Here is a 16,321-nt window from a genome sequence, read left to right on the forward strand (position 1 = left end):
GTGGCACCATGAAACGCTGGTCGGCCACACAGCTCGTCGCCCTGTTCCTCGCGGTCTTCGTGACCGTGGGGATGAGCCTGTCGGCAGTCCAGGCCAGCGACATGACTGCGAAGATGGCGATGGCGTCCGATATGGGCGCTCCCGGCCACAATGGCTGCGATTGTTGCCCGAGCGGCGGGAATGATAACGACATGAAGGCTATGCCGTGCGCGGCCTTCTGCGTTGCGCCGGTCTTGGCCGTGCTCCCGCAAGTCACCGGAATGGCCCTGGTCCAGAGGCCCGGGTCACCGATTGCAGCACGCGTGGCGCTGCTCAACGGCAGGGCTTCGCCGCCTGGCCCCCACCCGCCCAGACCCGCCAGCATCGGCTGACACCGCGGCCATCGCTTTAAGCGACTAAGGCCGAGGCCAACGAATGCGTGCGCGTGCTGTGCCTATCGCGGGCACCAGTCTGATCCCGCCAACGGGCGATCAAGACCGGCGCGTTCCCGTCATCTACGATGATTCGGAAGGGTCCAACGTGAATATAAGAACTGGTTCTGCCATCTCGCGCCGCGGCCTGTTGCTGGCTGGCACCGGACTGGCTTTGACAACATCGTCGCTCCCATGGCGGGCACGAGCGGCCGCCCCGGGCGACATCCGCATCACGGCTGGGCCGAGCCGTGCTTCACTCGCAGGAGCAGGCCATCCTCGGGCGGAGGTCTGGGCCTACAACGGCGCCGTGCCGGGGCCGGTCGTGCGCCTCCGGCAAGGCGAGCCGGCACGTATCCTCGTCGAGAACCGGCTCGATCAGGGCACGACCGTGCATTGGCACGGCATCCGGCTGCCGAACGCGATGGACGGCGTGCCAGGCCTGACGCAGCCACTGATCAAGCCTGGCGAGACCTTCACCTACACGTTCACGCCGCCGGATGCCGGCACCTTCTGGTATCACTCGCACGCCAACAGCCTCGAACAGCTTGGCCGTGGCCTCGCGGGCGCCGTGATCGTGAAAGAGCGCGAGCCCATCGCGGTCGACCGCGATCTCCTTTGGGTGCTCTCGGACTGGCGCCTCACCTCAGAGGCCCAGATTGCTGGCGGGTTCGGCAATGGCATGGAAGCGGCCATGTCTGGCCGGGTCGGAAACACGGTAACGCTCAACGGCGCGATATCGGACGAGCAGCCGGTCCGGGCCGGTGAGCGGCTCCGGCTCCGGCTCGTCAACGGAGCACTCGCCCGGATCATGGCTTTGCGTTTCGAGGGCCATCGGCCGGTGATCGTCGCGACCGACGGCCAACCCTGCGATCCGCATGAGCCGGACGGAGGTCGCGTCGTTGTCGGCCCGGCGATGCGAATCGATGTCGTTCTCGACATGCAGGGTGAGCCAGGCCGCCGCTACCGCGTGGTCGACGACTTCTATGACGACCTATCCTACACGCTCACCCAGCTTGCCTATGGCGAGAGGCCGCCGCTTCGCCCGCATCCCCTCGATGCCACGCTCAAGTTGCCGCGCAACCCCCTACCGGAGCCGGATCTCACCACCGCCGAGCGACACGAACTGGCGCTCCAGGGCGGCATGATGGGGGGCGGCGGCATGATGAGCGGCATGAGTGGGATGATGGGCGGCATGAAGGGCATGGGAATGATGGGTTTGGGTCGGGGCGCCGCCTGGGCCATCAATGGTATGTCGATGACCGGCGATGGCGACGCCGGTATGAAGCCCGTTCTTACATTCCAGCGGGGCCGCAGCGTCCTGCTAGCTCTCAAGAACGAAACCGCATGGTGGCATCCGATGCACCTGCATGGTCACAGCTTTCATGTGCTGACACGCAACGGAAAGCCTGTGCCGCACAATCTCTGGGGCGACACCGTCCTGGTCTCACCGAGAGAGACGGTGGAGGTCGCCTTCGTCGCCGACAATCCCGGCGAGTGGATGCTGCATTGCCACGTCATGGACCACCAGGTGGCCGGTCTGATGACCGTACTGCGCGTCGCTTGAACTCAACCCTATTCGAAACGGAGAACGGACATGCAAAGACGACACTTCCTCCTCGCCAGCGCCGCCCTTCTGTTCCTGTCGGCGCCCGTGGTCGCCGCGCCCATCCACGCGGTCCTCTACAAGAACCCGAACTGTAGTTGCTGCGAAGGCTATGCCGCCTATCTGCGCAACAACGGCTTCGACGTCGACGTCAAGCCGACCAATGATCTTGCCCACATCAGCAGCAAGGCCGGCGTACCCGAAGAGCTGGAAGGCTGTCACACCATGTTCGTTGGTGGCTATGTGATCGACGGGCACGTGCCTGTCGACATCATCCGCAAGCTCCTTGCGGAGAAGCCTGCCATCGCTGGCATTACCCTGCCAGGCATGCCGATGGGCTCGCCCGGCATGGTCGGCACGAAGACCGAGAAGTTCACGATCTATGCCGTCACGAAGGACGGCAAGGCGCCGTTTATCTACGCGACGGAATGATCGACCGCCGCATTTTGCATGGATGCCGCTCACGAGAAGGTGCGGCTCCGATACGAGCCCGCAAGAGATCGGCGGCTCCATAGCCGAGGAAAAACACTCATGGTCGATTTGAAATTCCTTATTCCAGCGCCGCCTCCCTGCCCTGACAATGCCTTCCAGATGATCGGCCGCTATTTTGGTAGCCGCCGCGGCCTTTTCGTGCTCGGCGCGGTGATCATCATCCTCGGCGTCGCGTTCAATTGGAGCTGGCTGCTTGCGCTCGGGATAGCACCGCTTCTCCTCAGCGCATTGCCATGCCTTGCGATGTGCGCGCTTGGCCTGTGCATGCACAAGATGACGGGCCGCTCGGACAATGGCGACTGAAAGGAAGTATGATGGGCTTCTATAGCGACACATCATCTTCCCAAGGTTGTGTCATCTCGCGATGCGCAACAAGCATTTGGTACTTTACTGTGGACGGGTCGTCGGGCTCGGCCGAGGGCCGGTTGTAGACAAAGCGTAAGGGAGTAGGCATGGGCGAGATCAACATCCCCCGCGATCAACAGAATGCCCTTCAGGCGATCGACACTAACGAGCTGGACAGGCTGGTCGATCAGGCTATCCGGGAAGAACGATCTGGCGATCTGCATCGTCTCCCTCTCACAAGTTGCGGTCCCTACATCTCGACAAAACTCCATCACTTCGAACAGGCGCTGGCGAAACACCACTTGGCCAAGGCGCCACGAAAGCGCGCAGAGACTGAAAGCACTCTTCGACGCGCGGGTAGTGATTTGTCCTTCGCCGTGGGAGCCATGAAGCGCCGGATGGAAACGGAGGAGAAGGAAGGGCAGCTCTTCTACGTCGATGACCAGATCATGCCGCCTCATCGCTTCGACGAACGCCTAAGTGTCAGAGTGAGCTATCGGTGGCGCCGGGCCGTCGATGGCGAGTGGACGTTCGGCAGCATCACGTTCGTCCATAACGCAGATATACGTCCCGATTATACGATCCCGGTCCCCAGTCGAAAGCCGAGCGCCGCCAAGCAGGAGCAGGATCGGCAGACTAAGCTGTATCAAACGTGGGAGCACCTGATGAGAGGAGCGCTCTACTCGATTAGGGACTATTTCAAAGAAGGCGGCGACGGAGACAAGATTCCGGAAACCTTCCAGGTGACAGTCGACGCGCATACCCGCGGACTGAACAATTACAGCACGCAGTTCTGGCGCCAGCAGCCTTGAACTCTTTCTCCTATCCGGAAGAATGATGTGGAAGATGGCGGCGCTCACGCGCCGCCGAACTTCCAGACCGGGATACCGAGCTTCTTCGCCTTGTCGGCGAGATTGTCCTGGATGCCGGTGCCCGGGAAATGAAGGAGACCAATCGGCAGCACGTCCAGCATGGCATCGTTGCGTCTAAAGGGAGCGGCCTTGGCGTGCTTCGTCCAGTCGGGTTTGAAGGCGATCTGCGGAACCTTGCGGTTGTCGGCCCATTTGGCGGCGATCAGTTCGGCGCCCTTCGGCGATCCGCCGTGCAGCAGCACCATGTCGGGGTGCTTGACGTGGACCTGGTCGAGCTTGGCCCAGATCAGCCGGTGATCGTTGAAATCGAGCCCGCCGGTGAGCGCCACCTTCGGCCCCGCCGGCAGGAGCACCTGGTTGTCGGCGCGCTTCTTCGCCGCCAGGAAGTCGCGGCTGTCGATCATCGCCGAGGTGAGGTTGCGATGGTTGACCTTCGACCCGTTGCGCGGCCGCCAGGCTGAATAGGCGTGGTGCTCGAACTGGTCGGCGGCCTGGTCGCGCATCAGCTCGAAGGCGTTGCGGCGTTCGATGAGCGTCTGACCTTCCGCCGTCAGTCGTTCCAGCTCGACGGATTTGACCTCGCTGCCATCCTGTTCACGTTGCGAACGCTGCTGGGCCAGTTCGTTGTCGTCGAGTTCGCGCTCGATCCGTTCGATGGCCCGATGGAAGACATTCACCGTCGACCACAGCAGGTCCTCGAGGTCGGGTTCGAGGCGAGTGTCAGCAAGCGCCACCACGAGGGCGTCAAAGATGTCGGAGATGCTGCCCGCGAGGATGTTCGCTTCTGGAAGCGGCCTGGGATCGGGCTCGTCGTTGAAGGGGCGGTAGCCATAGAGCTGGAGTTCGTGGAGGACCTGGTCGGTCGGGGATGAGCTGTGGTGCGGCTCGAATTCGTCGTCATGGTCGGTGGTCATCGCGGCTTTCCTCGTCGGATCGGCCGCGCCCATCGCGGCCTTCATGGCGACGAAGGCGGCGGGCGGAACGGACTTGCATCCGCAGCGCAGTGGAGGGCCGAAGCCTTGGCGGAGGACCGAAGGGGGCCGGCCATTTTGTTTCGCGATGTAAAGGCGGCTCCGCCGCCGACGGAAAATAGTCGGCCCACGAGGTTGCCGGTCCGGGCCGCTTGCTGCCCGATCGCCCTCTCAGAAGGCCGTGGGTGCGGTCCCCTCCGGCGCTGGGGAACGCATGATCGCCGGCCCTACGGTGACGGCGCTGCCGATCCGCCCCTCATCCCGGTTCCGACTATGCCGCCAGCTCCATGAAGCGGGCGACGTCCTGCGCCGCGATCTGCACCCGGCTCGCCGCCCGAAGCGCGTCGATCCCAAGCAGGCGGAGATCCTCGTTGAAGTCGCCGAGCCGTGGCGAGATCACGATCGCCTCGATCCCGGCCTCCCGCGCCCGGTCGATCAATGTCGCCATTGCGCCGTCGCCGGCCGGATCATCGTCGCGAGCAATGTAGAGTCGCCGCAGCGTGTCCGGGAACAGGATGGCGGAGAGATGCGCCGCCGAGAGGGCTGCAACCAGCGGCATGGTCGGCAAGACGCATCGGAGCGACAGCATCGTCTCGATGCCCTCGCCGGCCGCCATGACCTCGCCCGCCACGCCAAATCGAACGGCGTGACCGAGAAGGTCACCCATCGCCCGTCTCGGCGTGTCGATTGGCGCCTTGCCGAGTGTCGCCTCGGTGAAGTCGCCGGGATCGAGCCAGGTGCGGTGCGCCCCGGTCAAATGTCCTTCGAGATCGGTGACGGAAGCGATCATCGCCGGCCAGGTCTCGGTCGGGCTGTGTTCGTCCGGTCGATAGTAGCAGCGCGGGTGGAAACGCAGGCTTCCGGTTCCGTGCAAAAACGTAATGCCGCGATTACTGAGATACGTTTCTACGAGTGTACGGGAAATCGGCTGCGACATGGCGAACAGTCGTCGTGCCGCCTCCGGCGATCCGGTTGGAGCGGCGGGCGCTCGCGATCGATGCCGATCTGGCTCCGGCTCGGGATGCGGCAGGCTGAGGAACGAACGCGCCTCATCGGCGACGTCCTTGAAGTCGATCAGGCCGCAGCTTTCCTGGATTACGTCGAGCAGATCGCCATGCTCGCCGGTCGCGGCGTCGGTCCATTTGCCGGCCGGCCCTTTCACGGACTCCTTGAGCCGCACGAACATCGAGCGGCCCGGCGTGTTGCGCACATCGCCCACCAGCCAATAGCGGCCCTCCCGCCGTCCGGCCGAGAGGTAGTGGCGGCACACCGCCTCGGCGTCGCGCGCGAGTCGGTGTGCCAGTTCGGAGGCGTCGTGGCGACTCATCACGCGGCCTCCCGTTCGCTGATGCGCAGGGCCGGATAGTGGTCGAGGACTTTCGCCAGCACGCCGGCTCCGGCGGCGTCGGTCGGCACGAACATGCGCAGCTTCCACGAGATGATCTCGCTGAAGAGGCCGTAGGCGCGCAGGCGGTCCCGCATCGTGTCGGTGAAGCCCGACAGCTCGATGCGGTGGACGCCCATGACGCGCGCGCGGTGGAGCTGAAGGCCTTCGGCGAGGTCGAGAACGGTGCGGCCCTCGGTCAGCGCCGCGAAGGCCGCATCCGGCGTCAGGATGGTGGTCCCGGTCACTGACGCGTTCGCCGCCCAGGCCGGCGAGACCCTGCGGCCGATGATGCGCTCGCCCGCATCGGTCTGGAGCCGATAGACGCGGGTCGACTCGTTCGGCAGGCGCTTCCAGATCGGCAGCAGCAAGCCGGCGACGATATGGATCGTGTTGTCGGCGAACTCGGGGACCTCGGACACTTCACGATCCCACGCGGCCGCAAAGGCCTCCCGCTCCGCCGCCTGCCAGTGGCTGTCGTCCATCATCTTCAGCGACGCGTGATGGTGCTCCATCGGCCGGATCAGCCGAACGCGGCGTTCGATCTCGCCATCGTCGAGCATCAGGCTTGGCGCCGGAATCTGTACGGCGGCGCGGCCCGAGCGCTCGTTGAGCAGCAACGCGGCGCGGTGGTCGGCGAGATGGTCCAGCGCCTCATCGAGCGTGACGGGGCGATTGCGCCGGCGCTCGGTGATGGTCAGCAGCCGGGTTTCCGCGGTCGTCGCGGGATGGGTGTAGATCGTCCGGCGATCGATGACGACGAAGCTTTCGGCCCGCAGCGTCTCCAGGCCGACGTCATAGACACCGCTGGCGATGGCGCCTTCGATCTTGGCGTTCAGCAACTGCTCGAACGCCGTGAACAGCACGCCCTGCAGCTCGATGGTGAGCGCCAGTAGGCGGTTGAGGAAAGTCGTGATCGGCGGCAACTCGTCCTTGATGCCGTTGGCGTCCATCAGGTTGAGGCCGGTGGCGGCCTCGAACATCTGGAGCGAACAGCCTTCGATCTTGCCACGCACGAGCAGCATGTAGAGCTGGCGCAGCGCGTCACGGGCGTAGTGCGATTCCAGATTGTCCTCTGGCCTGAAGAGTCCCTGGCCCCCGGTCTGGCGCTGGCCTCGCGTGATGGCGCCTAGCGTGTCGAGGCGGCGTGCGATGGTCGAGAGGAAGCGCTTCTCGGCCTTCACGTCGGTGGCGATCGGCCGGAACAGCGGCGGCTGCGCCTGGTTGGTGCGGTTGGTCCGCCCCAGGCCCTGAATCGCGGCGTCGGCCTTCCAGCCGGGTTCGAGCAGATAGTGGACGCGCAGCCGGCGGTTCCGCGCCGACAGTTCGGCGTGGTAACTGCGGCCCGTCCCGCCCGCTTCCGAGAACACTAGGATGCGCTTCAGGTCATCCATGAAGGCGGCGGTCTCTGCGAGGTTGGCGGAGGCGGCGCGGTTCTCGACGACGAGGCGGTCGCCCTTGCGCACGACGCGGCGCGAGCGTCCGGTCACTTCGGCGACGAGGTCCGTGCCGAAGCGCTGGACGATCTGGTCGAGCGCGCCGGGGACGGGCGGCAGCGAAGCCAGCCGCTCGATCAGCTCATTGCGGCGCGCGACGGCCTCGCGGCTCTCGACGGGCTGGCCGTCCCGGAAGACGGGCCGCGACGAGAGGTTGCCCTCGCGGTCGGTGAACGGCTCGTAGAGCTGCACCGGGAAGGAATGAGCGAGGTAGTCGAGAACATACTCGCGCGGCGTGATGTCGACGCGGATGTCGTTCCATTCCTCGGTCGGAATCTCGGCGAGCCGGCGCTCCATCAGCGCTTCGCCGGTTGAGACGATCTGGATCACGGCGGCATGGCCGTCGGCCAGGTCCTGATCGATCCGGCGGATCAGGGTCGGCGTCTTCATCGAGGTCAGCAGATGGCCGAAGAAGCGCTGCTTGGCGCTCTCGAAGGCCGAGCGGGCCGCCGACTTCGCCTGCCGGTTCAACGTGCCGGTCTCGCCGGTGACGTTCGCCGCCTGCATCGCGGCATCGAGATGGTTGTGGATGATCGCGAACGCCCCGGCATAGGCGTCGTAGATGCGCCGCTGCTCGTCGGTGAGCGCGTGTTCGACCAGCTCGTATTCGACGCCGTCATAGGAGAGCGAACGGGCGGTGTAGAGCCCGAGCGACCGGAGATCGCGGGCCAACACCTCCATGGCGGCGACACCGCCATCCTCGATCGCCTCGACGAACTCGGCGCGTGTGGCGAAGGGGAAATCCTCGCCGCCCCAGAGGCCGAGCCGCTGGGCATAGGCGAGGTTGTGGACCGTAGTGGCGCCGGTCGCCGAGACATAGACGACGCGCGCGTCCGGCAGGGCGTGCTGCAGACGCAAGCCCGCACGGCCCTGCTGCGAGGCCGCAATATCGCCCCGCTCTCCTTTGCCGCCACCGGCGTTCTGCATGGCGTGGCTCTCGTCGAAAATGATCACTCCGTCGAAGTCGGAGCCCAACCATTCAACGATCTGCCGGACGCGGGAAAGCTTCTCGCCGCGGTCGTCGGACCGCAGCGTAGCGTAGGTTAAAAATAGGACGCCTTCGGACAGCCGGATCGGCTTGCCCTGCGCGAAGCGCGACAGCGGCGTGATGAGCAGGCGCTCCATGCCGAGGGCAGACCAATCGCGCTGGGCGTCCTCGAGCAGCTTGTCGGACTTCGAGATCCAGACCGCCTTGCGCCGGCCCTTCAGCCAGTTGTCCAGGATGATGCCGGCCGACTGGCGGCCCTTGCCGGCGCCGGTGCCGTCGCCGAGCATGAAGCCCCGGCGAAAGCGAACGGCGCTCGGCGCATCGTCATGGGCGGCGGTGACGAGATCGAAGGTCTCGTCCACGGTCCACGCGCCGGCGAGATAATCGCCATGCGCCTCGCCGGCATAGATCACCGTCTCGAGCTGGGCGTCGGACAGGAGCGCACCGCCGACGAGCTTGATCGGCAGGCATGGCCGATAGCTCGGCTTCGGCGGCGCCACCGAGGCCATCGCCGCCGATTGCACCAGTTTGGTGGGATGGACCTGGGCGCCTGGAATGCGGATCGATTGGAGGCGGTATTCCTCGTAGATCGCATCGCTGAGACGCGCGCCCTCGGGCGGCGCCCAGTCGATCGTCTCATAGCCGAGATCGACCGCCTCCGGGTCGGCGACAGAGGGCCTAGCGGTTTGCGCGGCAGCCGCGCGGGCAAGATAGCCGCGCACCGTCCGCGGTGCGGCGACAGCCGACATGGGAATTGCGAGGCTTGGCGCGAGAGCCAGACGCGCCGGAACATGCTCCGCAATCCAACCCAGCAAGGTCGTGACGTCGGGCGCAATGCCCCGCGATTCCGGCAGCGCGGCCGGGTTCTCGGTGGGCGCTTTGTCGATGACGATCAGCCGCGTGTCGATCGTGGTGCCGTGCTTGGCGTAGACTGCACCGTCGATCGCGGCCGTGAACACGATGCGGCCGCGCGCCTGCAGCCGGACGAAGGCGTCACGCCAGGCTGGGGTGTCCGGCCCGAAGTTCGCGCCGGTGATCGCCACCAGCCGCCCGCCGTCGGCGAGGCGCGCGAGCGCCGAAGCGATGTGGCGATAGGTGGTGTCGGCCATGCGGCCGGCGACGTTCGCCATCGCCGAGAAGGGCGGGTTCATCAACACGACGCTCGGAACGGCGGCCGGATCGAGATGGTCGTCGATCCGCGCGGCATCGAAGCGCGTGACGGGAATGGCCGGAAAGAGGGAAGTGAGCAGCGCCGACCGGGTCTCGGCCAGCTCGTTCAGCACGAGCGCGCCGCCGGCGATCTCGGCCAGGATGGCGAGGAGGCCGGTTCCTGCCGAAGGCTCCAACACGCGGTCCGCAGCCCCGACGGCGGCCGCGGTTAGGGCCGCGAAGCCGAGCGGGGTCGGCGTAGAGAATTGCTGGAAGGCCTCGCTCTCGGCGGAGCGGCGGGTGTGGGTCGGGAGAAGGCTAGCAATCTTGATCAAGGCGGAAAGCCGGGAAGCCTGAGAGTCGGCTTTGCGGAACAGCGCCTTTCCGTATTTGTGGAGGAAGAGGACGGTCGCCGCCTCGCAGGCGTCATAGGCCGTCTTCCAGTCCCATGCGCCGGAGGCGTCGGAGGCGCCGAAAGCCGCTTCCATGGCGGTGCGCAGGATCGCGGCATCGACGCGCTGGCCGCGCTCGAGATGTGGGAGGAGGTGCTGGGCGGCGGCGATGATCGCGCCGGGGGCATCGAGGCGATGGCCGGGCGACGGCTGCGCGGCCTGGTCGGCCGCGATCTGAGAAAGGTCGTTCATGAAGGGAGCCTCGGGAGAGCGGGAATGGGCGAGCCGGCCGGCGCTCTCTCTTGGACCGCACCGGCTCAAACCCGTTCCGGCCGCCCTCTTCCTCTCAGCGTCGCGGCCGTGGCCGGCATAAGAAAAGGCGCCCCACCGGGTGGCGGGGCGCCGAGCTATGGCGATCATCAGTAGCCGAAGGCCCAGGACGGCCAGGCCTGGCCGTCGTCCGCGGCGGCGATCGCTTCGGCGAGGTAGCCAGCGTCGCCTTCAACGACAGTAGGATCGGAGATCGGCGTTTCATCGATGACGGTGACGCGCGAGACCAGCCCGTCCTCGACCTCGACGTGGACTGGAACGCGGTAGGCGAAGACGACGCGGCGGGGGTGCATCTCCTTATCGGCGCGAGAGGGCGCGTCGTCCGGATGGATGTGATCGTTGTCGAACGCGATATCCTCGACCACAGGTTCGCGGCCGTCCGGGTTGACCCGGTCGATAAAGGCGATGACGCCCTCGCGTCGCTCGTCAAACTCGACATGTTCGGGGTGTGTGGTCAACGTCATGGCCGTCGTTGCAGCGATCTTGGCTTTCTCGATCGCTTCGGCGTCGGCATCCGCCTCGACCGTAACGCTGTCGTAGGCGCGCAGCCAGAAGCCGATCTTCACGACATACTCGGTCATGATGCGCCTCCTGCCGCTTGGGGATCAGATTCGTCCGCAAGAATTGCCTCGCCTTTGGCGATTGCCGCGTCCAGGCGCTGACGCCAGAACGGACCGTCGGCCGGTTCCGCGTCCGGCGCGTGCGCGAAGACGTTGAGCAGGCCGAGCAGCACCTCGAAGTGGTCGGCTTTGCGCTGGACCTGTTCGCCGAACTGCGACGGGATGATGAGCGCCCTGCCGCGATAGGCTGCGTCGCGCCCGTCCCAGACGCCGGTGACATAGGTGGCGCCGGAGGTCTCGACGTCGGATTTCTCGTCGTCCCAGCCCTTGTCGGCGATAGCGAGCGCACAGGCGGCGTCGAGGGTTTCCGCCTCATAGCTACGCTGCCGGTAGACCGGCAGGCGGTAGGTCGTTTCAATGGTGAATATGGACATGCGGCCCTCCTGAAATGCAACGAGCCCGGCGCGAAGGCCGGGCTGTCGGGTCGGTTGAAAGGGGAAAAGGGCGCGGGACGGCCGAAGCCGCCCCGCACGCAGGCTATTCGGCCGCGATCACCTGCGGCGCCTCCGCCTCCTCATCGTCGCCGGCGAGGAATTCGGGCAGCGCCTCGCCGCCGTCCTCGGCTGCGGTGGCTTCGACGGGCGCGTCGTCCGCGGCGGCGATCCGCAGCGGCTCCGGCAGCCAGCCGGTGTCGGCCAGGAGTCGTTCGGCCTCCTTGGCCATGTCGTCCTTCTTCAGGTGGTCGATGAGCTGCGCTGCCCGTTCGCCGGCGCCCTCCTGCACCGCCTCGAGGATGCGGCGCTTGGGCACCCGGCCGAGATAGTTCTCGACGGTCGGACGCCAGCCGGCCTGCACCATGTCGAGATCGACGGCCTGGGCTAGGCGATCGGCCTCGGCGATCCGCTGTTCGACGGTGTGGGACGAAACCCCGGCGCCATAGCGGTCGCCCTTCTCGTAAAGCGCATTGATGCCGAAGGAGGCGCAATGGGCGAAGAGCGTCGCCTGCTCGTCGCCGGTGAGGGTCGTGAGCCAGTCCCAGAGATCGGCCTTGTCCTTGGGCATGCGCTCTTCCCAAGCCTTGTGGCGCACGTCGATCGCCTTGGCTGCGGGCGTGTCCTTCAGCCCCGGGGCCTGCACCGGGAAGCTGGCGCTGCGCACCGACACCTCCATCGCCGTCCCGTAGGAGAAGTAACGGGAGAAGACGTCGAGGCAGAACTTGTGCAGCACGGCTTGGAACGCGACGGCGGGCGTGGACGCCAGCTTGTCGCGCAGCGCGAGCGTCCGCTCCGCGGTCAGCTCGGTCACGAGGCGGTCGGGGAGCGGCTTCAGGTCCTCGTCGTCCTCATCCTCCGGTCCGGCGATCTGTCCGCCGATGGTGATGACGGCGCGCTGAACCACGGGCGCGTCGGGATCGACGCCGTGCGCCCGAGCCGTTGCGGGATCGGTCTCGCCATCCTGCTCCGGGTCGCCAGCGGGAGCCTCGTCCTGCGGCCGGACGTAGCCACGGTCGACCGACAGCGCACCTTCGGCATCGATGCTGACGAAGACGCCGGCGCGGGCGATGTCGGCCGGATCATAGGTGACGGGCCGATCGTCGAAGGCGGCGAGTGCCGCCTCGATCTCGCCGAGGCGTTCGTCCACTTCGTCCGGCAGCTCGTCGGCGCCGTCATACTCCTCCTCCAGTTTGGTGTATTCGGCTTTCAGCGCGTCGATCGTCGCCTGCTCCTCGCTGGTGAGATCGATGGTGACGCCCTCCAGTTCGCGCAGGCCGTGGGTGTGCCCGTAGGGAAAGTCGATGGCGACCTCGATCCACTTCCAGCCCTCGGCGGCGATCGTCTCCGCCTCGGTCTTCTGCTTCTCGGCGACCAGGCCGTCCAGCAGCGCGATGTCTTCGAGCCAGCCGCCGTCATCGGACTGGAACAGGTCGCGCAGCACCACGCCGCCCGCGGCCTCATAGGCGTCGAGACCGACGAACACCGCTCGCCGGTCGGAGGCGCGCACCGTCTTCTCCGTCAGCATGCGGCGGATCTGATAGGGCTCCTTCTGCCAGGAGCCGGAGACCGCCTGCCAGACCTGTTCCTGGCGGGCATGGTCGGCCGTGACGGTGAAGGCGATGAGCTGCTCGAGCGACATGCCGTCCTCGGCATAGATGTCGAGCAGGGTCGGCGCGACCGACGCCAGGCGCAGGCGCTGCTTCACGACGTTCACACCGACAAAGAACGTCGCGGCGATGTCCTCCTCGGAACGCCCCTTCTCGCGCAGAGTAAGGAAGGCGCGGAACTGGTCGAGCGGATGCAGCGGCGCACGCTGGATGTTCTCGGCCAGCGAGTCGTCCTCGCCAAGAATGTCGGTCGCGGGATCGCGGACCACGCACGGAACCGGCGCGGTCTTGGCGAGACGCTTCTGCTTCACCAGCAACTCGAGCGCGCGGTAGCGCCGGCCGCCGGCCGGGATCTCGAACATGCCGGTCTCGGCGCCCTCGGCGTCGAGGACCGGCCGGACGTTCAAGCTCTGGAGCAGCGTGCGCCGGCCGATGTCTTGGGCCAGCTCCTCGATCGAGACGCCAGCCTTCACGCGTCTGACGTTCGACTGGGACAAAACGAGCTTGTTGAAGGGGATGTCGCGCGAGGACGATAGGGTGATCTTCTGAACTGCAGTAGCCATGGGAGTAGTCTCCGCGGCGGGCGGCCAAGAGACTCTCTCTCGACCTCCAACCCGCCGCGAAAACCGGCGCAGCCCTCTTCCTCTCGGAGGACTGCGCCGCAAAGCCGACGAACCAGAAAGACACGAAGCCGGAAGTCCGCATTGCCGCTTTTCCGGGTTTCAGGTCGAGCATCAAGCCGCCTCCTCCGCCGGTGCAGCGGCTAGGCCGCCCGACTTTCAGCGTCGGGCAAGAAGCCGAGAAGCCAGTCGGCGGCTTTGCTGGCCTGGGAGGCGGCGCGGACGACAGCGCGGTTGTCCTCCCGCAGCACTTCGAGCCAGGAGCCAATGTAATCGGCGTGCCGGACGGTTGGAACGATGCCGAGCGAAGCACAGCAGAAGGCGGCGTTCATCTCCGCCACCAGCTCCTCGAACGCATACTTCCTGCTGCCGAACGCGCCGCCGAGATCGCGGCCGAGACGGGAGGGATGGCCGCTGGCGTGCCCCCAGCTCGTGCAGGGCCGTGCGGTGCCAGTTGATCGGCTCGAAATAGGCCTGCGGCGGCGGGACCATGACGTAGTCCGGGCCCGGCGCGTAGAAGGCGCGGTTGCCGCCGATGCGGAGATCAACGCCGGTCGCCCGGATCAGCGCCTCGACCCTGGGCTCTATCAGGCCCGGTGGCGGCGGTGGCGCAACGGCCGCAACCTCGGCTGGGAGATTCTCGCACTGGGCGGCGTTGAAGACGGTGAACCGCTTCAGGAACGGGATCGCGGCGGCTTCTTCGCCGGTCTCTCGGGCGCGTCGCTTCTCGTCGTCCGGCACGAAGCGGTCGGCATAAACGACGGTGGTGCCGTGCTCGCCCTTGCGCACATTGCCGCCAAGCGAGAGCGCTTGGCGAAAGGTAAGCCAGCTCTGGGCGGGGAAACCGTGCTCGATCACGGCGCCCCAGAGGATCAGGACGTTGATCCCCGAATACTGCCGGCCGGTCGCGGCGTTCTTCGGCATGGCGAGCGGCGCCTTCGCCGCGGCCGTCCCCCAGGGCTGGACCCAGGGCACGCGGCCGGCCTCCAGCTCGGCGATGATCTTGCCGGTGATTTCGTCATAGAGGCTCGCCCGGTCGTGGCCGGGGCGAGCCGAAGCGGTCTTGCTGGACATCGCGGGTCTCCGCGACGGGCGCCGGAGGCCTCTCCTCCAGCCCTCAACCCGTCACGGCGAATCCGGTCCGCGCTCTCACTCTAGGGGGCGTTGCGGGGATCTCCCCGCAGAAGGGGGTGCGTCGGCGACCGCGGCGCCGACCAGGGGGAAGGCTTTCCCCTCTAGAGCTTCCAGATCGCGGTTCCGAAACTTCCAATCAGCGGACCATTGACTCCCAATCAGCCGGAACCGATAGTTCCAATCTTCCGGATTCGGAGATGGCATGTTCGAGCGGTTTGTGGAGCGACGGGCGGAGGAAGCCCTTTCTGATACGCCGGTGGTCCTGATCGTGGGCCCGCGTCGTGCCGGCAAGACCACGCTCGTCCGAAAAATGGGAGAAGCCGGGCGGACCTATATCACGCTCGATGATCAAACGGTCCTTGAGGCCGCCCAGTCCGATCCCGCCGGCTTCATCCGCGGCCTCGATCGGGCCATTATCGACGAAATCCAGCGCGCGCCCGACCTGCTGTTGGCCATCAAGAAGACGATTGATGAGGACTATCGGCCGGGTCGCTTCCTGCTCACCGGCTCGGCGAATGTCCTGACTTTGCCGCGAGTCGCCGACAGCCTGGCCGGCCGGATGGAGACCATACAGATGCTGCCGCTCGCAAGGGCGGAGATCGAAGGCCGGACGCCGACTTTCCTGGAGCATCTCTTCGCAGGGAAGCTCCGGAGCCAGCGCGATGCAATCCTCGGCGACGATCTCGTCCAACTTGTCTTGCTCGGCGGTTTTCCCGAAGCGATCAGCCGCGACAGCGAGCGGCGGCGGCAGGACTGGTCGAGGTCCTATCTCACCTCGATCCTCACGCGCGATCTGCGGGATATCGCTGACGTCGAGAAGCTGACGGAACTTCCGAAATTCGTAAGGCTGCTGGCCGAGCACTCCGGCCAGTTGGTCAACTATTCGCAGTTCGGCGCCGGCATCAACGTCAGCCATAAGACGGGGCAGCGCTATGTCGGGCTGCTTGAGCAGGTGTTCCTGATCGCGACGGTGCAACCTTGGTTCACCAATGCCCTCAAGCGCATCGTGAAGACGCCGAAGCTGCACTTCCTCGATTCTGGGCTGCTAGCGACTGTGCGCGGTCTTTCCTTCGACAGGGTCAAGGCAGATCGCAGCACGTTCGGCGCGCTGCTCGAAAGCTTCGTGTTCGCGGAGATTCTGAAGCTGATGACGGCCTCGGACCTGCGGCTGACGCCTCACCATTTTCGGGATCGGGACGGGCGCGAGGTCGACATCGTACTGGAACGCGATGACGGGATGATCGCAGGCATCGAAGTCAAGGCGAGCGCGACGGTTAAAGCCGGTGATTTCGGGGGCCTGCGGGCCTTGGCCGAGGCGTGCGGGGACCGCTTTGCTTTTGGCGTCGTCCTTTATGACAGCACGGACGTCGTGCCGTTCGGCGACAGGCTGGCGGCAGCGCCATTGTCAAGTCTTTGGAATGGAGCGCCGCGGACGAACAAGGCGGACAAATCAAGATAGCCGCCGAGAAAG

The 16,321-nt window shown here is 66.1% G+C and carries 12 protein-coding genes and 1 pseudogene; 6 read left to right on the plus strand and 7 right to left on the minus strand.

Annotated features, from left to right (window positions below; genetic code table 11):
* The first annotated feature begins 8 nt into the window (after window positions 1-8).
* From AFIDRAFT_RS06805 to AFIDRAFT_RS06825, 5 genes are all read left to right on the plus strand, one after another.
* Window positions 9-371 carry a hypothetical protein gene (locus tag AFIDRAFT_RS06805; RefSeq protein ID WP_002718024.1) on the plus strand — a complete coding sequence of 121 codons (363 nt, stop codon included), beginning with the start codon at window positions 9-11 and terminating at the stop codon, window positions 369-371.
* A gap of 148 nt (window positions 372-519) precedes the next feature.
* Entirely contained in the window at window positions 520-1,977 is a 1,458-nt protein-coding gene (locus AFIDRAFT_RS06810; RefSeq protein WP_245258130.1) for a multicopper oxidase family protein, read from the plus strand.
* 30 nt (window positions 1,978-2,007) lie between these two features.
* A complete protein-coding gene (locus AFIDRAFT_RS06815) occupies window positions 2,008-2,448 on the plus strand; it encodes a DUF411 domain-containing protein (RefSeq protein WP_002718022.1) in 441 nt (146 codons plus the stop codon).
* Window positions 2,449-2,547: 99 nt separating this feature from the next.
* Window positions 2,548-2,811: a hypothetical protein gene (locus AFIDRAFT_RS06820; RefSeq protein WP_002718021.1), complete on the plus strand. Its 264-nt coding sequence runs from the start codon at window positions 2,548-2,550 to the stop codon at window positions 2,809-2,811.
* A gap of 149 nt (window positions 2,812-2,960) precedes the next feature.
* Window positions 2,961-3,665, plus strand: a complete 705-nt coding sequence (locus AFIDRAFT_RS06825) for a hypothetical protein (protein ID WP_002718020.1) — start codon at window positions 2,961-2,963, stop codon at window positions 3,663-3,665.
* Window positions 3,666-3,709: 44 nt separating this feature from the next.
* On the opposite strand, the gene AFIDRAFT_RS06830 is transcribed toward AFIDRAFT_RS06825, so the two are convergent.
* The 7 genes and pseudogenes from AFIDRAFT_RS06830 to AFIDRAFT_RS06860 all read right to left on the minus strand — a co-directional run bounded on the left by AFIDRAFT_RS06830 (window position 3,710) and on the right by AFIDRAFT_RS06860 (window position 14,790).
* On the minus strand, window positions 3,710-4,639 hold the full coding sequence (locus tag AFIDRAFT_RS06830) for a DUF2493 domain-containing protein (RefSeq protein WP_002718019.1): 930 nt from the start codon (window positions 4,637-4,639) through the stop codon (window positions 3,710-3,712).
* Between the two features lie 328 nt (window positions 4,640-4,967).
* Entirely contained in the window at window positions 4,968-6,023 is a 1,056-nt protein-coding gene (locus tag AFIDRAFT_RS06835; RefSeq protein WP_002718018.1) for a DUF7146 domain-containing protein, read from the minus strand.
* Complete coding sequence (locus AFIDRAFT_RS06840; RefSeq protein ID WP_009338388.1) at window positions 6,023-10,357, minus strand: strawberry notch family protein; 4,335 nt, start codon at window positions 10,355-10,357, stop codon at window positions 6,023-6,025. Before AFIDRAFT_RS06840 ends, AFIDRAFT_RS06835 begins: the two co-directional genes overlap by 1 nt.
* Window positions 10,358-10,524: 167 nt before the next feature.
* Window positions 10,525-11,016, minus strand: a complete 492-nt coding sequence (locus tag AFIDRAFT_RS20515; protein ID WP_002718007.1) for a hypothetical protein — start codon at window positions 11,014-11,016, stop codon at window positions 10,525-10,527.
* Window positions 11,013-11,429, minus strand: coding sequence for a hypothetical protein (locus AFIDRAFT_RS06850; protein ID WP_002718006.1), 417 nt, complete (start codon window positions 11,427-11,429; stop codon window positions 11,013-11,015). Before AFIDRAFT_RS06850 ends, AFIDRAFT_RS20515 begins: the two co-directional genes overlap by 4 nt.
* A 103-nt stretch (window positions 11,430-11,532) precedes the next feature.
* The gene (locus AFIDRAFT_RS06855; protein ID WP_002718005.1) at window positions 11,533-13,659 is read right to left on the minus strand and encodes a ParB/RepB/Spo0J family partition protein; all 2,127 of its coding nucleotides are present in this window, start codon (window positions 13,657-13,659) and stop codon (window positions 11,533-11,535) included.
* A gap of 200 nt (window positions 13,660-13,859) precedes the next feature.
* Window positions 13,860-14,790, minus strand: a pseudogene (locus AFIDRAFT_RS06860) (ArdC family protein).
* Window positions 14,791-15,052: 262 nt separating this feature from the next.
* Here AFIDRAFT_RS06860 and AFIDRAFT_RS06865 point away from each other — a divergent pair.
* On the plus strand, window positions 15,053-16,309 hold the full coding sequence (locus AFIDRAFT_RS06865; RefSeq protein ID WP_002718003.1) for an ATP-binding protein: 1,257 nt from the start codon (window positions 15,053-15,055) through the stop codon (window positions 16,307-16,309).
* The last annotated feature ends 12 nt before the right edge of the window (window positions 16,310-16,321 follow it).

The sequence above is a fragment of the Afipia sp. 1NLS2 genome, assembly GCF_000178995.1.
Classification (GTDB): domain Bacteria; phylum Pseudomonadota; class Alphaproteobacteria; order Rhizobiales; family Xanthobacteraceae; genus Afipia.